We start from the raw sequence: 21,545 nt of genomic DNA on the forward strand, positions 1-21,545 counted from the left end.
GGAACACAAAAGGACCTGCACCGGGAACGGTGCAGGTCCTTTTGCTGGTGGGGCGCAGGCTCCTGCCGTGACGTAGCAGGAGCCCGCGGTCTGAATCAGGTCAGGCGTAAGGAAGCACAAGCTCCTCATACCGCTCCTTGACCGTGGCCAGGACGGTGTTGCCGTCCGTGTCCCAGATCTCCTGATTGAAGATTTCAACCTCGATGTCGCCGGTGTAGCCCGCCTCGCGCACCCAGGTGCCGATGGTGGCGAAGTCTATGACGCCGTCGCCCATGTAACCGCGGGACAGCAGCGGATCGGCGGCGATGGGCATGTTGAAGTCGCAGACCTGGTAGGAGGCGATCCGGCCCTCCCGGCCGGCCCGCGCGATCTGGGCCTTGAGCTCCGGGTCCCACCAGACGTGGAAGGTATCGACGGCGACCCCCACCGTGGAGGCGTCGAAGGGTGCCGCAAGGTCCAGTGCCTGCCCCAACGTCGAGATGAGCGCACGGTCTGCGGCGTACATCGGGTGCAGCGGTTCCAATACCAGGCGGACACCGTTCTCGTGGGCAAACGGGGCAAGATCGGCGAGGCGGTCGGCGACGCGCCGGCGCGCGGCCACCACGTCCTTCTCCCCCGGCGCCAGGCCGCCGACCACCAGGAACAGCTCCTTGGTGTCCAGGGCCACGGCCTCCAGGATGGCCGCCCGGTTGTCGGCCAGCGCGGCGGCCTGCCCCTCAGCATCGGCAGCGGTCAGGAAGCCGCCGCGGCACAGGGACGAGACCCGAAGACCCGCGTCCTTGATCAGGCGTGCCGCTTTGTCCAGGCCGGCTTCTTCGACACGGTCACGCCATGGTCCAATCGACGGAATGCCGGCGTTGACGCAACCGTCAACAACCTGGGCGAGGGTCCACTTCTTCGTGGTGGCGCTGTTGATGGCGAGGCGGGAAAAATCGCTCATACTCCCACTCCGTTGATGCGCAGGTAATCGGACATCCGGAATGCGGCCAGGGCCGGGTCCTTCAGCAGCCCCGCCTGGTCGGCGAGTTCGAACGTTTTGGCGAGGTGGCACACGGAGCGGCCGGAGTGCAGGCCGCCCACCATCTGGAAGCCGGGCTGCTTGCCGTTGAGCCAGGACATAAAGGCGATCCCGGTCTTGTAGTAGAAGGTGGGTGCGCTGAAGATATGTTTGCCCAGTTCCCGGGTGGAGTCCAGGATTTCGCGTGCCTTGGCGCCGTTGCCGGCGTCGTAGTGCTGCAGCGCGACGGATGCCGCCGGGTAGATGGCCGCGAAGATGCCCAGCAGGGCATCCGAGTGGTGGCTGCCGTCGCCGTCGATCAGTTCGGGGTAGTTGAAATCGTCCCCGGTGTAGAGGCGGACGCCTTCGGGCAGGACTGCCCGGAGGGCCACCTCGTGGCTGGCGTCGAGCAGGGAAACCTTCACGCCGTCAACCTTGGCCGCGTTGTCCCGGATCAGGGAGAGGAACGTCTCGGTCGCCTGGGCCACATCAGCTGAACCCCAGTAGCCGGCCAGGGCGGGATCGAACATGGTGCCGAGCCAGTGCAGGATGACCGGCTGGTCCACTTCCTGGAGCAGGGTGGAGTACACCTTGACGTAGTCGTCCGGGCCGCTGGCAACCTTCGCCAGGGCGCGGGAGGCCATCAGGATGACCTTCGGTCCGGCTTCAGACACAACAGCGATCTGCTCGCGGTAGGCAGCCAGGACGGCCGCAAGGCCGGCCTCTCCGGTGGGCAGGGCAGCCATGTCGAGCTGGTCTGTGCCGGCTCCACATGCGACGAGGTCCCGCACCGACTTGCCGGCGGTTCCGGCGTTGCCGGAGGAGGCCACCGAGGCGGCCTCCACACCGGTGCGCTTGATGAGCTGCTGGGTGGCAGCCCAGTCAAGTCCCATGCCGCGCTGGGCGGTGTCCATCGCATCGGCCACGCCGAGGCCATAGGACCAGAGTTCGTGGCGGTATGCCATGGTGGCGTCCCAGTCGAGGCTGGCGGGAGCGCCGGGCGTGTTGTCGCCCAGGACCTCGGGGATCACGTGCGCAGCGGCGTAGGCGCGGCGGGCAGTGAGCGGGGCAGTGGGACGTGCCCAGGACACACCGCCCTTGAGGCGGTACTCGCGCGTGCCGCCGTCGCTGGAGGGAAGGATCAGGGAAGTCATCAGAGCGTGATCTCCGGGATATCGATGGTGCGCCGTTCGTCGTTGGATTGCAGGCCCAGCTCGGCAAGCTGGACGCCGCGGGCAGCGGAGAGCAGGCCAAAGCGGTGTTCGCGGCCGGCGACGACGTCGCGGAGGAACTCCTCCCACTGCAGTTTGAAGCCGTTGTCCAGCTCTGCGTTGGCCGGGACTTCCTGCCACTGGCTGCGGAAGGATTCGGTGACGGGCAGGTCCGGGTTCCAGACAGGCTTGGGAGTGTGTGCGCGCTGCTGGGCAACGCACTTGTTCAGTCCTGCCACGGCGGAACCGTGGGTTCCGTCGATCTGGAATTCCACGAGTTCGTCGCGGTAGACGCGGACGGCCCAGGAGGAGTTGATCTGGCCGATGACAGGCTCGCCGGCCGGGGTTTCGAGTTCGAAGATGCCGTAGGAGGCGTCGTCGGCCGTTGCCTTGTATTCCTTGCCGGCCTCGTCCCAGCGCGCGGGGATGTGGGTGGCGGTCTTGGCGTTGACGCTCTTGACCTTGCCGATGATGCCTTCGAGGACGTAGTTCCAGTGGCAGAACATGTCCGTGGTCATCCCGCCGCCGTCTTCCTTGCGGTAGTTCCAGGACGGGCGCTGGGCTGCCTGCACGTCGCCTTCGAAGACCCAGTAGCCGAATTCGCCGCGGATGGAGAGGATGCGGCCGAAGAAGCCTTCATCCACCAGGCGGCGCAGCTTGACCAGGCCGGGCAGGTACAGCTTGTCGTGCACAACGCCTGCGGTGACGCCGGCTTCCTTGCCGATGCGTGCCAGTTCGATCGCCTCTTCGAGGGTCTCAGCCGTCGGCTTCTCGGTGAAAATGTGCTTGCCGGCAAGCATCGCCTTCTTCAGGGTTGCGGCGCGGAGGCTGGTCATCGAGGCATCAAAGATGATGTCCACTGTGGGGTCGCTGATCACGGAGTCGAGGTCCGTGGTCCACTCGGAAACCTTGTGCAGTTCGGCGAGTTCGCGGATCTTGGCTTCGTTGCGGCCAACCAGGATCGGTTCGACCTGGACGCGGGTGCCGTCCTCCAGGGTGAAGCCGCCGGCATCACGGATGGGGAGGATGGAACGCAGCAGGTGCTGGCGGTAACCCATCCGGCCGGTGATGCCGTTCATGGCGATGCGGATCGTCTTAGTTTCGAAGCCCATGTGTCCTCCACGGTGAGTGAGCAGTGTTACTCAAGCTATTTGGGAAAGCGCATTCCCACTGCATCCATGATGCATCACGGGATCCTGACTTGGCAAGCGCTTTCCCCGAGCAGTTTCAAACTGCCATAATGAATCCAGCGCGACAGCGCCCCACGACAACAGAAGGCAGGAGAGGCCGTGGCTGCAAGCACCCTTACCGAGGTGGCCCGGCTCGCCGGTGTTTCGCCGGCCACAGCTTCGCGCGTCCTGAACGGGTCCGCCCGGATACCGGGCAAGGACATCGCGGACCGCGTGCGCCAGGCCGCGGAATCCCTCGGCTACATTCCCAACGCCCAGGCCCAGGGACTGGCCAAATCCAGTTCCGGCCTGATCGGCCTGATCGTGCATGACATCGCCGATCCCTACTTTTCCGCGATTGCCCGCGGCGTGCAGGAAGCAGCCCGTGAACAGCACAAGATGGTGCTGTTGGCGAGCACTGAGGGCGCCCCGGAAAGTGAAAGGGAGGCAGTGGCAGCCTTCGCCGCCCGACGCGCGGACTCCATCGTGATTGCCGGGTCCCGCATGTCCCGCCCTGAAGACCAGGCAGGAAACGCCGAACTGGCCGCGGAACTGGACCGCTACTGCCGCAACGGCGGCCAGGTTGCAGTGGTGGGCCACGCCGTGGTGGGTGCAACTGCCGCTGAGGGTTACCACGTGGTGCGGGTTCCCAATGAAGAGCTGGCCGCGCAGCTCGCCTCGGAACTGGCTGCCACCCGCGACGGCGACTTTGTCATCATCGGCGGTCCTGAGGGGCTGCTTACCTCCGATGACCGGATCCGCGGGTTCCAGCAGGGACTGAAGGCCGCCGGCCGGCCGGCAGCGGAGGTCCTCAGGACGGCCTTTAACAGGTCCGGCGGCTTCGACGCCGGGCTCGCCCTTGCTGAGCGGATCAAAGCGGCCAGATCGGAGGGCATCACCGCACCGGAAGTCGCCACCGCATCGGAGGGGCACTCGCCCCCGGGAGCGCAATCGGCTGGCGCCCGGACACAGCTGTGTATTTTCGCTGTCAACGACGTGATGGCGATCGGGGCAGCCGCAGCATTGCGCTCCCAGGGACTGCGGATCCCGCGCGACGCCACCGTCGCAGGTTTTGACGACATCGAGACCCTGCGGGATTTCCGCCCGGCCCTGTCCACAGTCCGTCTTCCCCTTGAGGAAATCGGCCGGCAGGCAGCCCGCAGTGCCGCCGGCAATGACGGCAACGGCGCCACACCCTCCCCCGTCACCGGCCAGGTCACGCTCCGGCGAAGCACCGAAACAGTGGCCTGAGGATGCGCCCGGGCTCATTCACAGCCGTCCCGGCCCGCGGACCCCATTCCGGGCCGCGGCCGGCCGTATTGGTCCTCCCCGGAGGAGGGTATGCACGCCAGGCCGACCACGAGGCCGAACCTGTGGCCGGCTGGCTCGCCGGTCTGGGAATCCATGCGTACGTTCTGCGTTACCGGGTTGCTCCGCACAGGCACCCGGCGCCCCTGGAGGATGCCAAAGAGGCCATGCTGCGCATCCGTGGAGGCGCCCTTGGCCTCGCCGTGGACGGCTCACGGGTGGGTGTTCTGGGCTTTTCCGCGGGAGGCCACCTGGCAGCAACGCTGTCGACGGCGGCTGCCACCGGCAGTGCCACCCTGGACGTCCCGGGAGCGGTCCCGGATCTTACCGTTCTCTGCTATCCGGTGGTGTCCTGCCTGGACGAACCCCATCAGGGGTCAGTCGAGAACCTGCTGGGCGGGTCGCCGTCGGACGCCCTGCTCCGCGAGATGTCCGCAGAGCTCCATGTCACGGCCGCCACCCCGCCCGCCTTTGTATGGCACACCGCCGACGATGAGGCGGTGCCTGTCCAGCACAGCCTCGCCTACGCCGGGTCACTGGCCCGGGCCGGCGTGCCGGGCGAGCTCCACGTCTTTCCGCACGGGCGCCATGGCCTCGGCCTTGCCGGCGACGCACCGGGGCCGGACCAGTGGACAGTTCTGTGCGCCGCCTGGCTGGACCGGATGGGTTGGGCCCAGGAGCCCGGTGCGGGCCTGCGCGTCGGCCCTTAGAGTTGGCCCCATGCTTGAGAACGAAGGTCCGGACGGGGAAGCGCCGAACGTTGAAGTACTGGCCGCGGTCCGGGCGGAGCTCTTGGAACGTGCGGACCCGGTGCGCGGGGCCGGCGCGCAAACATACATGAAGTCCACCCTGCCTTCCCTGGGCATCAGGGTGCCGGAGGTCAGGCGGCTGGCCCTCGCAGCCGCCGCTGCCCACCCGTTCACGTCCGCAGGCCAGCTCCGCGCCACGGTGCTGGAACTTTGGCGCATGGCTGCGGCCAGGGAGGAACGGTACGCGGCGATTGACCTAACGGGCCTTCCGATGGTGGCCGGGGACCGGCTGATGCTTCCCGTCTATGAGGAAATCATCCGAACCGGAGCCTGGTGGGATTTTGTGGACGGGGTGGCGCACCGCCTGTACGGCCTGCTGGAGTCCCACCGTGCCATGATGACCGATGTGCTGCTCGGCTGGAGCCGGGACGGCGATTTCTGGATCCGGCGTGCCTCGATCACGTCCCAGCTGAAGGCGAAAGCCGCGACCGACCAGGACCTGTTGCGGGCGGTCATTGAAGCGAACCTGTCCGACCCGGAGTTCTTCATCCGCAAGGCCATTGGCTGGGCATTGCGTGAATATGCCAGGACGGACCCCGAGTGGGTCCGTGGCTTCGTGGCGGAACACGGGTCCGCCCTCAGTCCGCTTTCCCGGCGGGAAGCCCTCCGGAACCTCCCGGGCCCTTCTGCCCTCCCGCCGTGAGAGTGTTGGGCAGCCCCGCCACCTTCTCGGCCCACGAACGAATCACCATGCCATCAGGTGCGTCCGGGACTTCTGACCTGCGGACTCCCTCCGGGTGCTATATCACGGGGCGTTCGACGACGGGATCGTGGGTCTTGCGGAACAGGCGGCGGGTGCGTGGATCCCAGAAAATCAGATACAGGCCAAAGAGCAGGCCGGTCACCGCGGAAGCCACCCGTGCCAGCACCAGCGCGAGGCCCAGGTCTTCGGTCTGCAGGTACGGAAAGACCTCCAGTTGGTCGGAAATGGCGTAGATCATGAAGAACGAGACGATGAAGTACAGCGCCTTGACCTGCCAGTCATTGCGGATGCCCGTGACGGCAAACAGCGGGATCAGCCAGACCACGTACCAGGACTGGATCATCGGCGCCAGGACAACCACGGCCGCGAACGCCAGCGTCAGGCGGCGCATCAGGCGGTCATGGTCACCCTTGAAGATCTGCAAGGCGACGATGCCCACGGCGAGCAGTTTGCCGGCGTCGAAGACCCAACCCGCCAGCGTCCAGCCGTCAAGGCCGAAGGCGTTCGAGATGGTGGCCACCACCAGGCCAACCAGGCCCACCGGTGCGTACCAGATGAAGATGCTTCCGGGCGCCGACAGCCCGTTGATCCAGCCAAAGCCGAATCCGTTGACCATGCTCAGGCCGTAGAGGATGGCGAAGCTCAGCCCTGCCGTGAGGGCCCAGAAGAGGAACTTCCTGGACCAGCCGGCCTTTTTCCCTGCCCAGAGGAGTCCGATGAACGGCAGGAAGACGATCGTGATGGGCTTCACCGCGACGGACAGCGTCACCAGGACGATGCCCAACACGGCGCGGCGGGTGGCCGAGTAGTACAGCCCGGCCAGTGCCAGCCCGATCATCAGGGCATCGTTATGGACGCTGGCAATGAAGTTGGTGAGAAACAACGGGTTCGCCGCTGTAAGCCAGAGGGCGCGGTGGGGATTGACGCCGTGCAGTTCCGCCAGCTTTGGAACGTAGACAATGCAGAGCACCACCCCGAAAATGGCCACCATGCGGAACAGCATCACGCTGGCCTCGGGCTGGACGTTGGTGGACCAGACCACGAACTGCTCAATCCAGAGGAACAGCTGTCCGTAGGGCACCGGGGCTTCGGTCCACATCTTGTCGGCCCCGAGCTGGAAGTAGTTCGACAGCGCCGAAATGCCGTTCTCGTAGGGATTGAACCCCTCCACCATGAGCCTGCCCTGGCCGATGTAGGCGTAGACGTCGCGGCTGAACAAGGGGACGGTGAACGTCATGGGCAGGCCCCAGGCGGCCACGGCCTGCAGGGTTGCCTTGCGTGCCTGGGGCCCCCAGACACGGACCCGTTGGCCCAGCCGCAGCCAGGACCGGACCAGAAGCATTCCGCCTATCGCCAGCAGCACGATGGCAAGGGCAACCCCCACCGCTTCGGTGCGCATCCAGATGAAAACCGGCATCCGGCGGAGTTCGGACACAGGCGCCAGCCAGCCGACGCCCAGGGACCCGATCATCATGAAGACCGAGCCCACAAACCCGGCCAGGATCGGGGACCGGGCGTTGTCCACTTCCGCGGCAACGGACCCGGGGATCAAAGTGGCGGCCATCTCCCCCGTTGCAGGCACAGGCGCCGTCATCTCAGGATCGTCCATTCTCTTTGCATTCAGCGCTTCGGCCCCGGCGGGCCGCATTGGCCTCCCGGCCGCGAGGGCACGGCACAGCGGCCACGTCCACGCCCCTCTGTACCGGAAATCCTAACATCGGACGGCTGCGCCGGGTCCAAACGGTAGGCTGGTCCGGTGCCTATATCTAACGAACGCATCGTCTGGATCGACTGCGAAATGACCGGCCTGGACATCAAGAACGACGCTTTGATCGAGGTGGCGGCCCTGGTAACGGACTCGGAGCTGAACGTCCTGGGTGACGGTGTTGACGTGGTGATCAAGCCCGAGGACGCCGCCCTTGCCCAGATGAATGACTTCGTCCGGGACATGCACACCCGGTCCGGACTGCTCAAGGAACTCCCGCACGGAAAAACCATGGCCGAGGCCGAAGCCGCTGTGATGGAGTACATCGGGAAGTGGGTACCGGACCCGCGCAAGGCACCGCTGGGCGGCAACTCCGTAGGGACCGACCGCGTCTTTCTCTCCCGTGACATGCCGGCGGTGGTTGAACACCTGCACTACCGCGTGATCGATGTAAGCACCATCAAGGAGCTCTCCCGCCGCTGGTTTGCGCGGGCTTACTTCCAGTCCCCCGCGAAGAAGGGCGGCCACCGCGCCCTGGGGGACATCCAGGACTCGATTGACGAGCTACGGTACTACCGCGAGGCCGTTTTTGTCCCCGCCCCGGGACCTGACAGCGTCACAGCCCGCGGGATCGCCAAACGCATCACCGACAACCCGGCCACGCCGGTACAGTAATCTGCGCCACGTTTCGAGGAAATTTTGGCAAAAACCCCGAAAGTGGCACGAGCATCCCCGAACAGCAGGTAAGCTATTTGAGTTGCCTTTCCAGAGGACCGGATACCCGGATAATCTGTGCGGCACATGGTGGGCTTAGCTCAGTTGGCAGAGCGCCTGGTTGTGGTCCAGGAGGTCGCGGGTTCAACCCCCGTAGCTCACCCTTGTAGGACGGCTCAGAAGCCGTCGTTTGGAGGCCGCACCGGATATTCCGGTGCGGCCTCCATTTTTTTGTATGGAAGCCGGCATCTTGCCGCACGCACGAAGGGCCGCCTGACATGACTGTTCTGCCGATCACTATCTGGGGGGAACCGGTACTCCACCGCCGCGCCGCAGAGGTGGAGGTGTTCGACGACGAACTGCGCACCCTGATCGCGGACATGTTTGAAACCAACGACGCCGCGAACGGAGTGGGCCTGGCCGCGCCACAGGTTGGCGTGGGCAAACGGCTGTTCGTTTACAAGTTCGCCAACGACGACGGCGCTCCCCCGGCCGGGGCAGTCGTCAACCCGGTCCTGACCCTCTCCAAAGTCTCCGGCGCACTGCCCGACCCCGATGAAGAGGAAGAAGGCTGCCTCTCCTTCCCGGGCGGCCAGTACCCGCTCAAACGCGCCGAGTGGGCCCGTGTGCAGGGCTTTGATGGCAACGGGCAACCGGTTGAATTTGAAGCGACCGGCTGGTTTGCCCGCGTGATCCAGCACGAGTACGACCATCTGGACGGCAAGCTCTACGTCAACCGGCTGCTGGACCGTTACGCCAGGAAGGCCATGAAGCAGGCCAAGAAGAGCGGCTGGGGTGTGCCAGGACTGACCTGGATGCCCGGCGTTGACCCGGACCCCTTCGGCCATTAGCCCGCCGTGATGGTGGCCTGGTCCGGACAGGAGTCCAGGACCCGCTTCATTGCATCCTTTTCGGACTGGGTGACCCACAGCGAATAGGAGGTCTTGACCGAGATCTGCCGGGCAACATAGTGGCAGCGGAAGTTCTTGTTCTTGGGCAGCCAGGTGGCGGCGTCTCCGGCGCTCTTCTCCTGGTTGGCGGGCCCGTCCGCGGCTATCAGGTTCAGGGGGTCGTTGGCAAGGCTTTGGCGTTGCTTGGCCGTCAGGCCCTGGGCGCCCTTCTGCCACGCGTCGCCGAGGGCCACCACGTGGTCGATCTGTATTTCCTTGCTGCTCTCCGCCCCGCGGCGGAATTCCACTGCCAGCCCGATGTAGGGCTCATGTATGGCACCGGAGGCTACCCGGCATGTGGAGCCCTCGGTGAACACCACTGCGGTGAGGTCACGGCGCAGGATGTCGTTCCGCGTGTCGCAGCCGTTCCGGTCCACGTCCAGCCAGGCCTGCCCGAAGGCCTCCCGCTGGTAGTTGTCTTTCGGAGCACGCCCCTTGACGGGCAAACCGTCCAGGGCGGCCAGCGCGGTCCCCTGCGGCACGGGGCGCACCGGAATCACGGGCTTCATGAAGGATCCGTCAAACACCGGCGCCTCCGCGGGCCCTGCCGTGGCGGGTTCCGCAGCCGCGAACTGGCCGGCGGTAAAGAACCAGACTCCCGACGCCACCAAGGCCACTGCCAGCAGCGCCAGCACAGCCCACGCCTGCCTGGAGCGCCTGCGCGCACGCCGATAGGCCGCCCAACTGACGGTCATGGGCAACCGGCCCTTCCGGAAAGATAGTTCACCAGAAGAGCCTAGGCCACCCCACTGACAGTGCGACGGATATCCACAGTGGGGAGGAGGAGTGGGCCCGCGCGGTTACTTACTGCTCCCGGGTCACCCTCCGGAGATCTTCCTCGGCCAGTTTAAGGAGTGCTTCGAGTTGTCGCACCCGGTCCTCGCCGATATCCCCGGCACTCCTGGATGCACGCGCCTGGTCCAGGAGCCGGATGGCTTCCTTGTGGTTGGCCTTGGCTACGTCGAGGGCGTGTTCGAGAGTGGTCTCGTGCTGGAGGGTTGAGTCATTTTCCATGCCACCAGTGTGGGCCCGTTTCCCGGCTGATTCCAGCGAATCAGCCGGGAATATCCGGGGAATCCCGGCAGCCGCTGCGGACTAGACGGCGATGGCGGCCAAAGCGGCGGCGGATTCCTTGGCCGGGAATGACGGCGGGTTGACGCCTGCCATCTCTTCCATGACGCGGACCACCTGGCAGCTGTAGCCGAATTCGTTGTCGTACCAGACGTAGAGGATGACGTTCTTGTCGTTGGAAATCGTGGCGAGGCCATCCACGATGCCGGCACGGCGTGAGCCGACGAAGTCCGTTGAAACAACCTCGGGCGAATCGATGTAGTCAATCTGCTTGCGCAGGTCCGAATGCAGGGACATCTGGCGCAGGTAGTCGTTCACCTCATCCTTGGTGGTGCCGTTTTCCAGGCTGAGGTTCAGGATGGCCAGCGAGACGTCCGGGGTGGGGACGCGGATTGAGCTGCCTGAAAGCTTGCCCTGGAGTTCGGGCAGCGCCTTCGCGACGGCTGTGGCGGCTCCTGTTTCCGTGATGACCATGTTCAGGGCGGCGGAGCGGCCGCGGCGGTCACCCTTGTGGAAATTGTCGATCAGGTTCTGGTCGTTGGTGAAGGAGTGGACCGTCTCGACATGGCCGTGGATCACGCCGAACTTGTCGTTGATGGCCTTCAGGACCGGGGTGATGGCATTGGTGGTGCACGAGGCCGCGGACACGATCTGGTCGGTGTCCTCGATGCTGCCGTGGTTGATGCCGTGCACGATGTTCTTCAGCGCACCCTTGCCCGGAGCGGTGAGGAGAACCCGGGCAACACCCTTGCTCTGCAGGTGCTGGGACAGCCCCTCGGCGTCGCGCCAGCGGCCGGTGTTGTCCACGACGAGTGCTTTGTGGATGCCGTAGGCGGTGTAGTCGATCGTGGCAGGGTTGTCCGAGTAGATGACCTGGACCTGGACGCCGTTGGCGGTGATGGTGTTCGCTTCTTCGTCCACCCGGATGGTGCCTTCGAAGGAGCCGTGGACCGAGTCGCGGCGCAGCAGGCTGGCCCGCTTGGCAAGGTCCTTGTCCGAACCCCGGCGCACCACGATGGCGCGCAGGCGCAGGCCGTGGCCGCCGCCGGCCTTTTCGATGAGGAGGCGTGCCAGCAGCCGCCCGATCCGGCCGAAACCGTAGAGGACAACGTCGGTGCTGGTGCGGTCGTCGGCACCGTACCGGCCGACGACGTCGGCGAGTTCGGACCGGAGGAATTCCTCCAGTGTGGCGCCGTTGCCTTCCGCCTTGAACTTCTGGTTCAGGCGGGCGATGTCGATGGCCGCGGCACCCAGCTGCAGCGTGGCGAGCGTGTTCAGCAGCGGCGCGGTTTCCTCCAGGAGCAGTTCATCCTTGCTCATGCGGCGGGCGAAACGGTGCGCCTTGAGGATGTTCATGGTGGACTTGTTGATCAGGCTGCGGCCGTGGATGGACGTCACCACGTTGTTCTCGCGGTACAGCCGGCCGATCACCGGAATCATGGCCTCGGCGAGAGCCTCCCGGCCCATCCACGTATCAAGACAAGAATCTGATGTCTGGCTCACAGAACTACCTTCCTCGGGTCAGCCGCATACGTCCTCGTATGCGGATGTCGGCCGCCGGAGGTGCTCCGGGGCGCAGGCGTCGCCGGGGATTCGGTCCACCCCGGACGCCGTGGAGAAGCGCAAAGAAAAACCACCGGCTGCGAACGCAGATCCGGTGGCAGAACTTCTACGTTCAGTCTCCATTCTAGGCTGGAGGCGGCCCGTGGAATGCCCCCGGCGGCGTGAAGTCACTCACACACGGGGCGAACCGGTGGCTGAGGGTGAATGGATGGGTTGACCGATACGCCGGGTTCTGTGCTCCCGTGCCGTTGCCAGCGCGGGAGTAGCGGCCATCCATCTACGGACGCCGTTGCCGACGCCCTCCAGCGGCCTACCCGGACACTCGGGCGGGCAGCCCTCAAACGTGTCCTGTCTGGCCTTGCTCCGGGTGGGGTTTACCTAGCCTTCCCGGTCACCCGGGAAGCTGGTGGTCTCTTACACCACCGTTTCACCCTTACCTGTTTCGTGCCGCTTTCAAACCGACGCGAAACAGGCGGTCTGTTCTCTGTGGCACTGGCCTGCGGGTTACCCCGAGTGGGCGTTACCCACCACCCTGCCCTATGGAGCCCGGACGTTCCTCGAGCCACTTGCGTGACGCGCGGCCGCCTGGTCAACCCATCCGTTGTCCAGTCTACCGGCGGCTGCTGCGGTTCCTGTCGCCGGTAGGATCGTACGGTGCTGATTCTGCTTCCACCCTCCGAAGGCAAGACCCCCGCAACCCGCGGATCCGCCGTCGACTGGCCGTCGCTGAGCTTTCCGGTACTCAACACGTACCGGGCCAAGGTCCTCGATTCGCTGGGAACGGTGAGCGCCCACGAGGATGCCCTCGCGCTGCTGGGCGTCGGCGCATCGCTGAAGGACGACGTCGAGCGCAACACCCGGCTGCACGCGGAACCGGCAGCCCCTGCGCACCGGATCTATTCGGGCGTTTTGTACGACGCCCTCGGTTACAAAACGTTGACGCCGGCGCAGCGCCGGAAGGCCAATGAGGCAGTTGTGGTGATCTCGGCGCTGTGGGGTGCCATCCGCTTCGGTGACAGTGTCCCGGCCTACCGGCTGTCGATGGGAACGGCACTGCCCGACGTCGGCCGCCTCGCCTCTTACTGGAAGCCGCAGCTTTCGGAGGCCCTCGCCGGGGCATCGTCCGGACACCTGCTGGTGGACTGCCGCTCCAGCACCTATTCGGCAGCCTGGGCGCCGCCGCCGGAGCAGACGGTGGCAGTCAGCGTTTTCACCGAGACGGACGGCGTGCGCAAGGTGGTCAGCCACTTTGCCAAACACACCCGCGGAGAACTGGCGCGGCACCTGCTGGTCCGCCGCGGAAAAGCCCCGCAGACGCCGTCGCAACTGCTGAAGGCAGCACGCGAAAAGTGGGACGCTGAACTGGTGGCCGGTTCGGCGCGGAAACCGCACGCCCTGGACATCATCCTGCCTGGCTAGGACCTGCCGGCATCAACGCTCAAGGCTCAACTGCCCGGCATGGAAGTCGAAGTGGAGCGTCGGGTAGGCATAAACGTCATTGACCGTCATCGTGGCGAAAAAGGGGTCCCACCGGTCCGGGAATGGCATGGACCGGGACAGGGTGGCCGGCGTCTCGCGTTCGAGCCGCCGGGACAGCGCTGCGAGGGTTTTGTCCAGCTTCCGGCCCATCCGCCGGCGGTTGTAAAACGTCGAGGCGGCCCGGGAGCCCCAGTAATTGACGACGTTGAACGGCCCCGTTCCGGCGTTAAGGGCCGCTGCGAACCCTCTACCCACCGGCCCGGGCAGCCTGCTGACGGTGTGGACCATGGGCAGGAGGGCGCGGACCACCATGTAGCCGAACACCATATGGAACAGCAGTTCCTCATTGGTCCACTTCGTGCCGTTGCTCTTGCGGCGAAGGTCCTCTGCGGTGGCGTTTGCCAGCCACGCCTGCAGTTCCCGGCGGGTACGGCCGTACTCCGCCAGGATCTGTTCCTTCGTGGGATTCAGTTCCACTCCGCGGAGCGCACCAGGATTGCGCCGGAATCCGGGCAGAACACAATGTCGTCCTCCGCGGCACCCTTGATCTCGGCAAGGTCGCCCGGGCTGAGCTTCATGCCGGAGGCCTCTGATGTTCCATGGAACAGCCGGGCGGCGCCCACTCCGCGCTTGGCCAGGGTTTTCTCATAAACAGCGAGCATCCCGGCGTCGAGCCCTGAGGCGAATTCGGCGCGCTTGCCCCGGACCACCGTGGCTTCCGCTTCAACCTCGGCCAGGGCCTCGTCGAGCTCGGCGCGGATTCCGGCGAAGGAGCCCTGGATCTCGTCCACAATCTGCTGCTGGGAGGCCTGCCTGGCGCGGAGCGCATCGAGACGTTCCAGGACTTCGAGCTCGATGTCCTCCAGGGCGGAGCGCCGGTTGTTCAGGGAGGCAATATCCTTCTGCAGGGCCACGAGGTCCTTGGAGAGGCCGGTTCCGCTGTTGAGCCGCGCTTCGTCGCGTTCGATCCTGGAGGCGACCTGTTCGACGTCGGCCTCTGACCGCTTAAGTTCAGTTTCGGCGTCGTGGACAGCCATTTTGGCTGCACCCAGTTCGCCGTTCGCCACAGACAGTGCGGACTGAAGGTCCTCGATCCGCGGATCGGTTTCAAGGGCCCGGCGGCGGTTTGACAGGGACTTGAGCTTCGCGTCCAGCCCCTGCAGTTCGAGCAACTTCAACTGTTCCGCCGGTGCTGCCTTAGCCAACTGATACCTCCGCTTGATCCCTGCCGGCCGGAGCCGGGCACCGTGCAGGCGCTCTATAGACTCTAGCGCCTGGCCTGCTCCCCTGCCTCGCTTCGCTCACCCGGGGCCCCTCGCATGCCAGGCTTAGCCCGGAGTCAGAATGAAGTCCCAGGGATCACTGTTGGTGCTGCTCACCTGGATCTCCACATCGTGCCCCTGGTCGGCGAGCACATTGCCCAGAGCCGACGCCGCCGCCGGCAGCCACAGCCATTCGCTGGCGAAGTGCGAGACATCAATAAGGTAAGGCCGGCCGTTCACCGCCTCCTCGCGGGCTTCGGAGGCCGGGTGGTGCCGGAGATCGGCGGTGACGTAGACATCCGCGTTGCTTGCCCGGACCTCGTTGAACAGGGAATCGCCGGCTCCGCCACAGACGGCAACGCGGCGTATCAGCCCGTCCTTGTCGCCCGAAACGCGGACTCCCCCGGCCACCGACGGCAGGATGCCGAACACCCGCGCGGCGAAATCACCCAGGCTCATCACCTCAGGCAGGTCACCTACCCGGCCGATGCCTTCTTCGGGAAGACCGTTGGCGGCAACGGTCAGCGGGGCAACGTCCTCCAGGCCCAGGGCGTCCGCAAGGACATCGGAAACGCCTCCGACGGCGGAATCACCGTTGGTGTGCACGGTCAGCAACGCGGTTCCCGACTCAATGAGCCGGTGGATGGCCTGTCCCTTCGCGGTGGTGGCGGCCACCGAGGTGACGCCCTTGAGCAGCAACGGGTGGTGGGTGATCAGCAGCTCGGCACCCCATTCCACGGCTTCGTCAATCACCTCGAGGGTCGGATCAACGGCGAACATCACCCGGGTAACCGGCGCCGATGGACGTCCCGCCACGAGGCCCACTTCGTCCCAGTTTTCGGCCAGGGACTCCGGCCAGAGTTCTTCCACGGCCAGCAGCAGCTGGCGCAGTGTTGGCGGTGCAGGCTGCTGCGCCGGCGCATCGTCCCCGGACGCGGTGTCGTCGTCGAGCGTGTCCGCATCTTTGAGGCCGGTGTCTACAGGTTCCATAGACTCAGTTTTACCCCATTCGGCGTTCCCGCCCGCATGTGGGAACCGTCCCATCAGTATCCGGAACACTCACGTAAGGTGGGCCCGGGAATCATCCGGGGCGCTCAACCATTGAAGAGGTCATGAAAACTTTTGTTCTTGGCGGAGGCTGCTTCTGGTGCCTCGACGCCGTCTACCAGAAAACCAAAGGTGTGAGCTCCGTGATTTCGGGCTACACCGGCGGCCACGATCCCAACCCCGATTACTACTCGGTCTGCAGCGGAACCACCGGCCACGCCGAGGTTGTAGCTGTCACGTTCGATGAGGATGTCATTCCGGCCGAAGTCATCCTGGACATGTTCTTCGCCCTGCACGATCCCACGACACTGAACCGTCAGGGCTACGACGTCGGCACCCAGTACCGGTCTTCCATGTTCTATGAGACCACCGAGGAAAAGATTCTCTTCGAGGAAGCCATCGAGCGGAACCAGGCCTTGTGGGCACATCCGATCGTGACGGAGGTCAGCCGGCTGCCGCGGTTCCACGTCGCGGAGGATTTCCATCAGGATTATTACGCCAAGTATCCCGAGCAGGGCTACTGCCAGGTGATCATCAATCCGAAACTCGCCAAGGCCAGGAAATATTACTCTGCATGGCTTAATGCTTAGCAGGCGCCGCACCCCCCTCGTTAGGCTGACCTCAGTATTCACACTTGAGAGATAGGCATATCTACATGGCACGGATCTATGACGATGTTACGCAGCTGGTCGGCGGCACCCCGCTGGTCCGTCTGAACCGGCTGACCGAAGGCCTGGACGCCACGGTGGCCGTCAAGCTCGAGTTCTACAACCCGGCCAACAGCGTTAAGGACCGCATCGGTGTGGCCATCGTTGACGCCGCGGAAAAATCCGGCGCCCTCAAGCCCGGCGGCACCATTGTTGAAGGCACCTCCGGCAACACAGGCATCGCCCTGGCCATGGTGGGCGCTGCCCGCGGCTACAAGGTCATCCTGACCATGCCCGAAACCATGTCAACCGAACGCCGCGTCATGCTCCGGGCTTTCGGTGCCGAGATCGTCCTGACACCGGGCTCCGAGGGAATGCGCGGCGCCGTCGAGAAGGCCCAGGAAATCGTGGCCAACACGGAGAACTCCATCTGGGCCCAGCAGTTCGCCAACGAGGCCAACCCCGAGATCCACCGCACCACCACGGCCGAGGAAATCTGGACCGACACCGATGGCAAGGTAGACATTTTTGTCGCCGGCATTGGAACCGGCGGTACCGTCACCGGCGTCGGCCAGGTCCTGAAGGAACGCAAGCCCGATGTCCAGATCGTCGCGATCGAACCGAAGGACTCCGCCATCCTGAACGGTGGCGCTCCCGGCCCGCACAAGATCCAGGGCATCGGCGCCAACTTCATCCCCGAGATCCTGGACACCAACGTCTACGACGAAGTGCTGGATGCCACGCTTGAGGATTCCGTCCGCGTAGCCCGTGAGCTTGGCGTCAAGGAAGGCATCCTGGGCGGCATCTCCTCCGGAGCCATCGTCTGGGGCGCGCTGGAGCTGGCCAAGCGGCCCGAGAACGCGGGTAAGCTGATCGTCGCCGTCGTCTGTGACTTTGGAGAGCGTTACATCTCCACCGTGCTCTATGACGATATCCGCGGCTGATCCAACAGCTGTCGGCCCATTTCCTGTAGAAAGAACTTTGTGGGCTTTTTCGCAAGACTAAAAGAAGACCTCGACGCCGCCCGGTCGCATGACCCGGCGGCCCGAGGTTCCTTTGAGAACTTTTTCGCGTATTCAGGGCTTCACGCCATCTGGATCCACCGCCTGACGCACAAAATGTGGCGGCATCCCGGACTCCGGTTCCCGGCAAGGCTGGTGTCCCAACTGGGCCGCTTCCTGACCGGAATCGAAATACATCCCGGAGCCACGATCGGGCGTCGCTTCTTCATCGACCACGGCATGGGTGTGGTCATCGGTGAGACCGCCGAGATCGGCGAGGACGTCATGATCTATCACGGTGTCACCCTCGGCGGCCGCTCGCTGGCCAAGGTCAAGCGCCACCCCACCATCGAGGACCGGGTGACTATCGGCGCCGGCGCCAAGATCCTGGGGCCCATCACCATCGGACGTGACAGTGCCGTGGGTGCCAACGCCGTAGTGGTCAAGGATGCTCCGCCGGAGTCGATCGTTACCGGTGTGCCCGCCAAGTGGCGCCACCGGGATGCACAGCGCGAAACAAAGCCGGCAGTGGATCCCGCCGAATACGACATCGAATACCGGATCTGATCATCCGCCGCAGGATCTAGCCTGCGATGCGCTTCAGGACCAGGGTGACCGCCGCATCATAAAGGCGGTCCGGCAGCAGCCTTCTGAGGGTCAGGATGGCTGCCGCTCCCCTGCCCACCGGGTATCGGGTCCTGGGGCGCACCGCCGTCGCTGCGTGCAGCACTGCTTCCGCGATCACCTCCGGCCGCGTTGACGATCCGGGCTTGTCGGTGGACGCCAGCACAGCCGCCAAATCCCTGGCCTGGTCTGCGTACGGACCTGTGCCGCTGCTGGCAAGCAGCCCGTCCGCGGAAATGCGGCCCCATTCACTGAGCGTACTGGCCGGTTCAATGATGCAGACCTCGATTCCATGCGGCTTGAGCTCCAGCCGGAGCGAGTCGCTCATGCCCTCGACGGCGAACTTGGTGGCGTGGTACCACGCGCCCAGGGGCTCATAGAACTTCCCGCCGATGGAGGATACATTGATGATCCTTCCCCGCCCGGCTGCCCGCATGCCCGGCAGCACCAACTGTGTCATTCTGGCAAGCCCGAAGACGTTGACGTCGAATTGCCGCCTGCCCTCTGCCAGGTCCACCTGTTCCAGGGCCCCGTAGGACCCGTAGCCGGCGTTGTTGACCAGGACATCGATCCGCCCGCGCTCCTCCAGTACCCGTCCGACGGCGGCACGCATCGATTCGTCGTCCGTCACGTCAAGCGCCAGGACGTGGATGCCCAGGGCCTTGAGGGGCTCCATTAATTCCACCCGGCGGGCACCTGCATACACCGTCAAGCCATGGCTTGCCAGCTTCCTGGCCGCCTCGAAGCCGATGCCGGTGGATGCTCCCGTGATCAACGCTACATGCTGTGGCACTTGGACTCCCTTGGTGGACGGACACCTCTTGTCTCGCCGAACGCCAACGGCCGGCGCCTCCCAGAATATCCGGGAAGCTCCGGCCGCAGGTTCGTGCAGCGTTGCGCGGCTTTTGTGGTGCGTGGGGCCTAGTGGGTGTCCACAGCTTCGATTTCGGACTTGTCCTCGCCCCAGAGCGTGTGGAACGTGCCCTCGGCATCGACGCGGCCGTAGGTGTGGGCACCGAAGAGGTCACGCTGGCCCTGGATCACTGCGGCCGGCAGGCGCTTGCGGCGCAGGCCGTCGTAGTAGGCCAGCGAGGAGGAGAACACCGGCACGGGGATGCCGAGCTGCACGGCGGTGGAGACCACGCGGCGCCATGCAGGCAGGACCTCGGCGATGGCTTTGGTGAAGGCGGGGGCGAACAGCAGGTTGGCCGGCTTCTCCTCCGCCGCATAGGCCTTGGTGATTTCCTTGAGGAGCTCTGCACGGATGATGCAGCCGCCCCGCCAAAGGGAGGCGATCTCGTCCAGCTTCAGGTCCCAGCCATATTCCGTGGCTGCGGAGGTCAGCATGTCCAGTCCCTGCGCGTAGGACACCAGTTTGGAGGCGTACAGCGCCTGGCGGACGTCCTCAACGAACGTTTCCGGAACCTCAACGGCGATTTCCTCGCCGGCAAGCAGTTCCTGGCCGAGCTTGCGCTGCGCTGCCTGCGAGGACAAGGCACGGGCGAAGACCGATTCGGCGATGCCGGAGACCGGCGAGCCCAGTTCCAGCGCGGAGATGACCGTCCAGCGGCCGGTACCCTTCTGGCCTGCCGCGTCCACGACGACGTCGACGAACGGCTTGCCCGTCTTGGCGTCCACGTGACCCAGGACCTGGGCGGAGATTTCGATCAGGAAGGAGGCGAGGTCGCCCTTGTTCCACTCTTCGAAGATCTTTGCCTGGTCAGCCGGCTCAATGCCCGCGCCGGAGCGCAGGAGGTCGAACGCTTCGCCGATGACCTGCATGTCGGCGTATTCGATGCCGTTGTGGACCATCTTGACGAAGTGGCCGGCGCCGTCGGTGCCGATCCAGGCGCAGCAGGGCTTGCCGTCCACGTGTGCTGCGATTTTCTCCAGCAGGGGGCCGAGGGCTTCGTAGGATTCCTTGGAACCGCCGGGCATGATGGACGGGCCGTTCAGGGCGCCTTCCTCACCGCCGGAGACTCCGATGCCGACGAAGTGCAGGTCCTTCTTGGCCAGGGCTGCTTCGCGGCGGCGGGTGTCCTCGTAGTGCGAGTTTCCGGCGTCGATGATGATGTCGCCGGCTTCGAGCAGCGGTTCCAGCTGCTCGATGACCGAGTCAACCGGCTTGCCGGCCTTGACCATGATCAGGACACGGCGGGGCTTTTCCAGCGAGTCGACCAGTTCCTGCAGGGTCTCGGTGCGGATGAAGTCGCCGTCCGTGCCGTGCTTTTCGAGCAGTGCGTCGGTCTTTTCCACCGACCTGTTGTGCAGGGCAACCGTGAAGCCGTTGCGGGCGAGGTTGCGGGCCAGGTTGGCGCCCATTACGGCGAGGCCGGTGACACCGATGTGTGCAGACATCAAAAACTCCAATTCATTGTGTGCAATGGATGTGCAGGGGGCTCCGCGTACGTTGCGAAGCAGGCTGGCACGAACCATGGGGTCCGAATAAAGCATATATATTCAATCGGCTTCGGGAAAGCGGGGACCACTTTATGGAACACGGCCGGCCGTTTCCCAGTCTAGGCTTGTCTGCATGTCGACCAGCCTGCACCATCGTGCCATTGAAAATCTTGGCACCCGGATCATCACGGGCGACCTGCCCACCGGACATGTCATGCTGGCAGAGCACCTCGAGGAAGAGCTCCGCGTTTCCCGCTCAGTGGTCCGTGAAGCCGTCCGGGTCCTCCAGTCACTGGGCCTGGTGGAAACCATCAAGCGCGTCGGCATCCGTGTCCTGCCGCCCAGCCGCTGGAATCCTTTTGATCCGCAGGTCATCCGCTGGCGGCTGTCCGGCGAGGGCCGCGGCGCACAGTTGCGGTCGCTGGCAGAGCTGCGGTCCGCCGTCGAGCCCGCAGCGGCGGAACTGGCCGCCCTGAACGCCCCCGCGCCGCTGCGCCGGGAGCTGGTGGACATCGCCCACGCCCTGCGCGACGCAGGCCACGACGGCGACGTTCCGCGGTTCCTGGACCTGGACATAGCGTTCCACTCGGTCCTGCTGTCAGGCTCCGGCAACGAGATGTTTGCAAACCTGATGGGACAGGTAGCGGAAACCCTGACCGGACGAACGGTCCATGGCCTGATGCCGGACCACCCGCACGAGGGCGCGCTGCAGTGGCACGTTGACCTCGCCGAAGCGGTGGCCGCGGGCGATGCTCCGGCTGCGAGGGAGGCCTCCGAGCGGATCATGCGCCGCACCATGACGCGGATGTCCGATACCTGGACGGATCAGCCTCGGGTGTTCATCCCCGTCCGCAGGAACTAGGCACCGCAGGAATCAGGCACCGC

The 21,545-nt window shown here is 65.1% G+C and carries 22 protein-coding genes, 1 tRNA gene and 1 other RNA gene; 11 read left to right on the forward strand and 13 right to left on the reverse strand.

What is annotated here, in order from left to right:
• Positions 1 to 100 precede the first annotated feature (100 nt).
• The 3 genes from ACS5PJ_RS02770 to ACS5PJ_RS02780 are packed head-to-tail and all read right to left on the reverse strand — an operon-like array spanning position 101 to position 3,320.
• Positions 101 to 940, reverse strand: a complete 840-nt coding sequence (locus ACS5PJ_RS02770) for a sugar phosphate isomerase/epimerase family protein (protein ID WP_439433379.1) — start codon at positions 938 to 940, stop codon at positions 101 to 103.
• Entirely contained in the window at positions 937 to 2,151 is a 1,215-nt protein-coding gene (locus ACS5PJ_RS02775) for a dihydrodipicolinate synthase family protein (protein WP_439433380.1), read from the reverse strand. The genes ACS5PJ_RS02770 and ACS5PJ_RS02775 overlap by 4 nt, the downstream gene beginning before the upstream one ends.
• Positions 2,151 to 3,320 (reverse strand): Gfo/Idh/MocA family protein, encoded by a 1,170-nt coding sequence (locus ACS5PJ_RS02780; RefSeq protein ID WP_439433381.1) that lies wholly within the window; start codon positions 3,318 to 3,320, stop codon positions 2,151 to 2,153. Before ACS5PJ_RS02780 ends, ACS5PJ_RS02775 begins: the two co-directional genes overlap by 1 nt.
• 177 nt (positions 3,321 to 3,497) lie before the next feature.
• Here ACS5PJ_RS02780 and ACS5PJ_RS02785 point away from each other — a divergent pair, with 177 nt between their 5' ends.
• The 3 genes from ACS5PJ_RS02785 to ACS5PJ_RS02795 are packed head-to-tail and all read left to right on the forward strand — an operon-like array spanning position 3,498 to position 6,137.
• Positions 3,498 to 4,628, forward strand: coding sequence for a LacI family DNA-binding transcriptional regulator (locus ACS5PJ_RS02785; protein ID WP_439433382.1), 1,131 nt, complete (start codon positions 3,498 to 3,500; stop codon positions 4,626 to 4,628).
• Positions 4,629 to 4,630: 2 nt separating this feature from the next.
• Positions 4,631 to 5,395, forward strand: a complete 765-nt coding sequence (locus ACS5PJ_RS02790; RefSeq protein ID WP_439433383.1) for an alpha/beta hydrolase — start codon at positions 4,631 to 4,633, stop codon at positions 5,393 to 5,395.
• 10 nt (positions 5,396 to 5,405) lie between these two features.
• Complete coding sequence (locus tag ACS5PJ_RS02795; protein WP_439433384.1) at positions 5,406 to 6,137, forward strand: DNA alkylation repair protein; 732 nt, start codon at positions 5,406 to 5,408, stop codon at positions 6,135 to 6,137.
• Between the two features lie 97 nt (positions 6,138 to 6,234).
• On the opposite strand, the gene mptB is transcribed toward ACS5PJ_RS02795, so the two are convergent.
• Positions 6,235 to 7,791: a polyprenol phosphomannose-dependent alpha 1,6 mannosyltransferase MptB gene (mptB, locus tag ACS5PJ_RS02800; protein WP_439433564.1), complete on the reverse strand. Its 1,557-nt coding sequence runs from the start codon at positions 7,789 to 7,791 to the stop codon at positions 6,235 to 6,237.
• A gap of 162 nt (positions 7,792 to 7,953) precedes the next feature.
• On the opposite strand from mptB, the gene orn reads away from it, so the two are divergent.
• From orn to def, 3 genes are all read left to right on the forward strand, one after another.
• Positions 7,954 to 8,577 carry an oligoribonuclease gene (gene orn, locus ACS5PJ_RS02805; RefSeq protein WP_439433385.1) on the forward strand — a complete coding sequence of 208 codons (624 nt, stop codon included), beginning with the start codon at positions 7,954 to 7,956 and terminating at the stop codon, positions 8,575 to 8,577.
• Positions 8,578 to 8,706: 129 nt separating this feature from the next.
• Positions 8,707 to 8,779: transfer RNA gene (locus tag ACS5PJ_RS02810), tRNA-His, on the forward strand.
• 115 nt (positions 8,780 to 8,894) lie between these two features.
• Positions 8,895 to 9,467, forward strand: a complete 573-nt coding sequence (gene def / locus ACS5PJ_RS02815) for a peptide deformylase (protein WP_439433386.1) — start codon at positions 8,895 to 8,897, stop codon at positions 9,465 to 9,467.
• Here the strand turns inward: def and ACS5PJ_RS02820 are convergent.
• The 4 genes from ACS5PJ_RS02820 to rnpB form a co-directional block, all read right to left on the reverse strand.
• Positions 9,464 to 10,261 (reverse strand): HNH endonuclease family protein, encoded by a 798-nt coding sequence (locus ACS5PJ_RS02820; RefSeq protein WP_439433387.1) that lies wholly within the window; start codon positions 10,259 to 10,261, stop codon positions 9,464 to 9,466. The genes def and ACS5PJ_RS02820 overlap by 4 nt on opposite strands.
• 109 nt (positions 10,262 to 10,370) lie before the next feature.
• Positions 10,371 to 10,580, reverse strand: coding sequence for a hypothetical protein (locus ACS5PJ_RS02825; RefSeq protein ID WP_439433388.1), 210 nt, complete (start codon positions 10,578 to 10,580; stop codon positions 10,371 to 10,373).
• Positions 10,581 to 10,661: 81 nt separating this feature from the next.
• On the reverse strand, positions 10,662 to 12,140 hold the full coding sequence (locus tag ACS5PJ_RS02830; protein WP_439433389.1) for a glyceraldehyde-3-phosphate dehydrogenase: 1,479 nt from the start codon (positions 12,138 to 12,140) through the stop codon (positions 10,662 to 10,664).
• Positions 12,141 to 12,405: 265 nt separating this feature from the next.
• An RNA gene (rnpB, locus tag ACS5PJ_RS02835) (RNase P RNA component class A) lies at positions 12,406 to 12,797 on the reverse strand.
• 57 nt (positions 12,798 to 12,854) lie between these two features.
• Between rnpB and ACS5PJ_RS02840 the strand changes: the two genes are divergently transcribed.
• The gene (locus ACS5PJ_RS02840; RefSeq protein WP_439433390.1) at positions 12,855 to 13,619 is read left to right on the forward strand and encodes a YaaA family protein; all 765 of its coding nucleotides are present in this window, start codon (positions 12,855 to 12,857) and stop codon (positions 13,617 to 13,619) included.
• A 12-nt stretch (positions 13,620 to 13,631) separates the two neighbouring features.
• Here the strand turns inward: ACS5PJ_RS02840 and ACS5PJ_RS02845 are convergent, their stop codons facing one another.
• The 3 genes from ACS5PJ_RS02845 to ACS5PJ_RS02855 form a co-directional block, all read right to left on the reverse strand.
• Positions 13,632 to 14,156, reverse strand: a complete 525-nt coding sequence (locus tag ACS5PJ_RS02845) for a DinB family protein (RefSeq protein ID WP_439433391.1) — start codon at positions 14,154 to 14,156, stop codon at positions 13,632 to 13,634.
• Positions 14,147 to 14,884 carry a zinc ribbon domain-containing protein gene (locus ACS5PJ_RS02850; protein WP_439433392.1) on the reverse strand — a complete coding sequence of 246 codons (738 nt, stop codon included), beginning with the start codon at positions 14,882 to 14,884 and terminating at the stop codon, positions 14,147 to 14,149. Before ACS5PJ_RS02850 ends, ACS5PJ_RS02845 begins: the two co-directional genes overlap by 10 nt.
• A 123-nt stretch (positions 14,885 to 15,007) precedes the next feature.
• Entirely contained in the window at positions 15,008 to 15,931 is a 924-nt protein-coding gene (locus tag ACS5PJ_RS02855) for a Nif3-like dinuclear metal center hexameric protein (protein WP_439433393.1), read from the reverse strand.
• 122 nt (positions 15,932 to 16,053) lie between these two features.
• Between ACS5PJ_RS02855 and msrA the strand changes: the two genes are divergently transcribed.
• The 3 genes from msrA to epsC all read left to right on the forward strand — a co-directional run bounded on the left by msrA (position 16,054) and on the right by epsC (position 18,203).
• Positions 16,054 to 16,578, forward strand: coding sequence for a peptide-methionine (S)-S-oxide reductase MsrA (gene msrA, locus ACS5PJ_RS02860; RefSeq protein WP_439433394.1), 525 nt, complete (start codon positions 16,054 to 16,056; stop codon positions 16,576 to 16,578).
• Positions 16,579 to 16,643: 65 nt separating this feature from the next.
• Entirely contained in the window at positions 16,644 to 17,579 is a 936-nt protein-coding gene (gene cysK, locus ACS5PJ_RS02865; RefSeq protein ID WP_439433395.1) for a cysteine synthase A, read from the forward strand.
• Positions 17,580 to 17,618: 39 nt separating this feature from the next.
• Entirely contained in the window at positions 17,619 to 18,203 is a 585-nt protein-coding gene (epsC, locus tag ACS5PJ_RS02870) for a serine O-acetyltransferase EpsC (protein ID WP_439433396.1), read from the forward strand.
• 16 nt (positions 18,204 to 18,219) lie between these two features.
• Here the strand turns inward: epsC and ACS5PJ_RS02875 are convergent, their stop codons facing one another.
• Together ACS5PJ_RS02875 and gnd are read right to left on the reverse strand one after the other, a co-directional pair.
• The gene (locus ACS5PJ_RS02875; RefSeq protein ID WP_439433397.1) at positions 18,220 to 19,053 is read right to left on the reverse strand and encodes an oxidoreductase; all 834 of its coding nucleotides are present in this window, start codon (positions 19,051 to 19,053) and stop codon (positions 18,220 to 18,222) included.
• A gap of 128 nt (positions 19,054 to 19,181) precedes the next feature.
• Positions 19,182 to 20,618 carry an NADP-dependent phosphogluconate dehydrogenase gene (gnd, locus tag ACS5PJ_RS02880; RefSeq protein WP_439433398.1) on the reverse strand — a complete coding sequence of 479 codons (1,437 nt, stop codon included), beginning with the start codon at positions 20,616 to 20,618 and terminating at the stop codon, positions 19,182 to 19,184.
• Between the two features lie 175 nt (positions 20,619 to 20,793).
• On the opposite strand from gnd, the gene ACS5PJ_RS02885 reads away from it, so the two are divergent.
• A complete protein-coding gene (locus ACS5PJ_RS02885; protein WP_439433399.1) occupies positions 20,794 to 21,522 on the forward strand; it encodes a FadR/GntR family transcriptional regulator in 729 nt (242 codons plus the stop codon).
• Positions 21,523 to 21,545: the final 23 nt, after the last annotated feature.

Source organism: Pseudarthrobacter cremeus (assembly GCF_051857465.1).
Classification (GTDB): domain Bacteria; phylum Actinomycetota; class Actinomycetes; order Actinomycetales; family Micrococcaceae; genus Arthrobacter.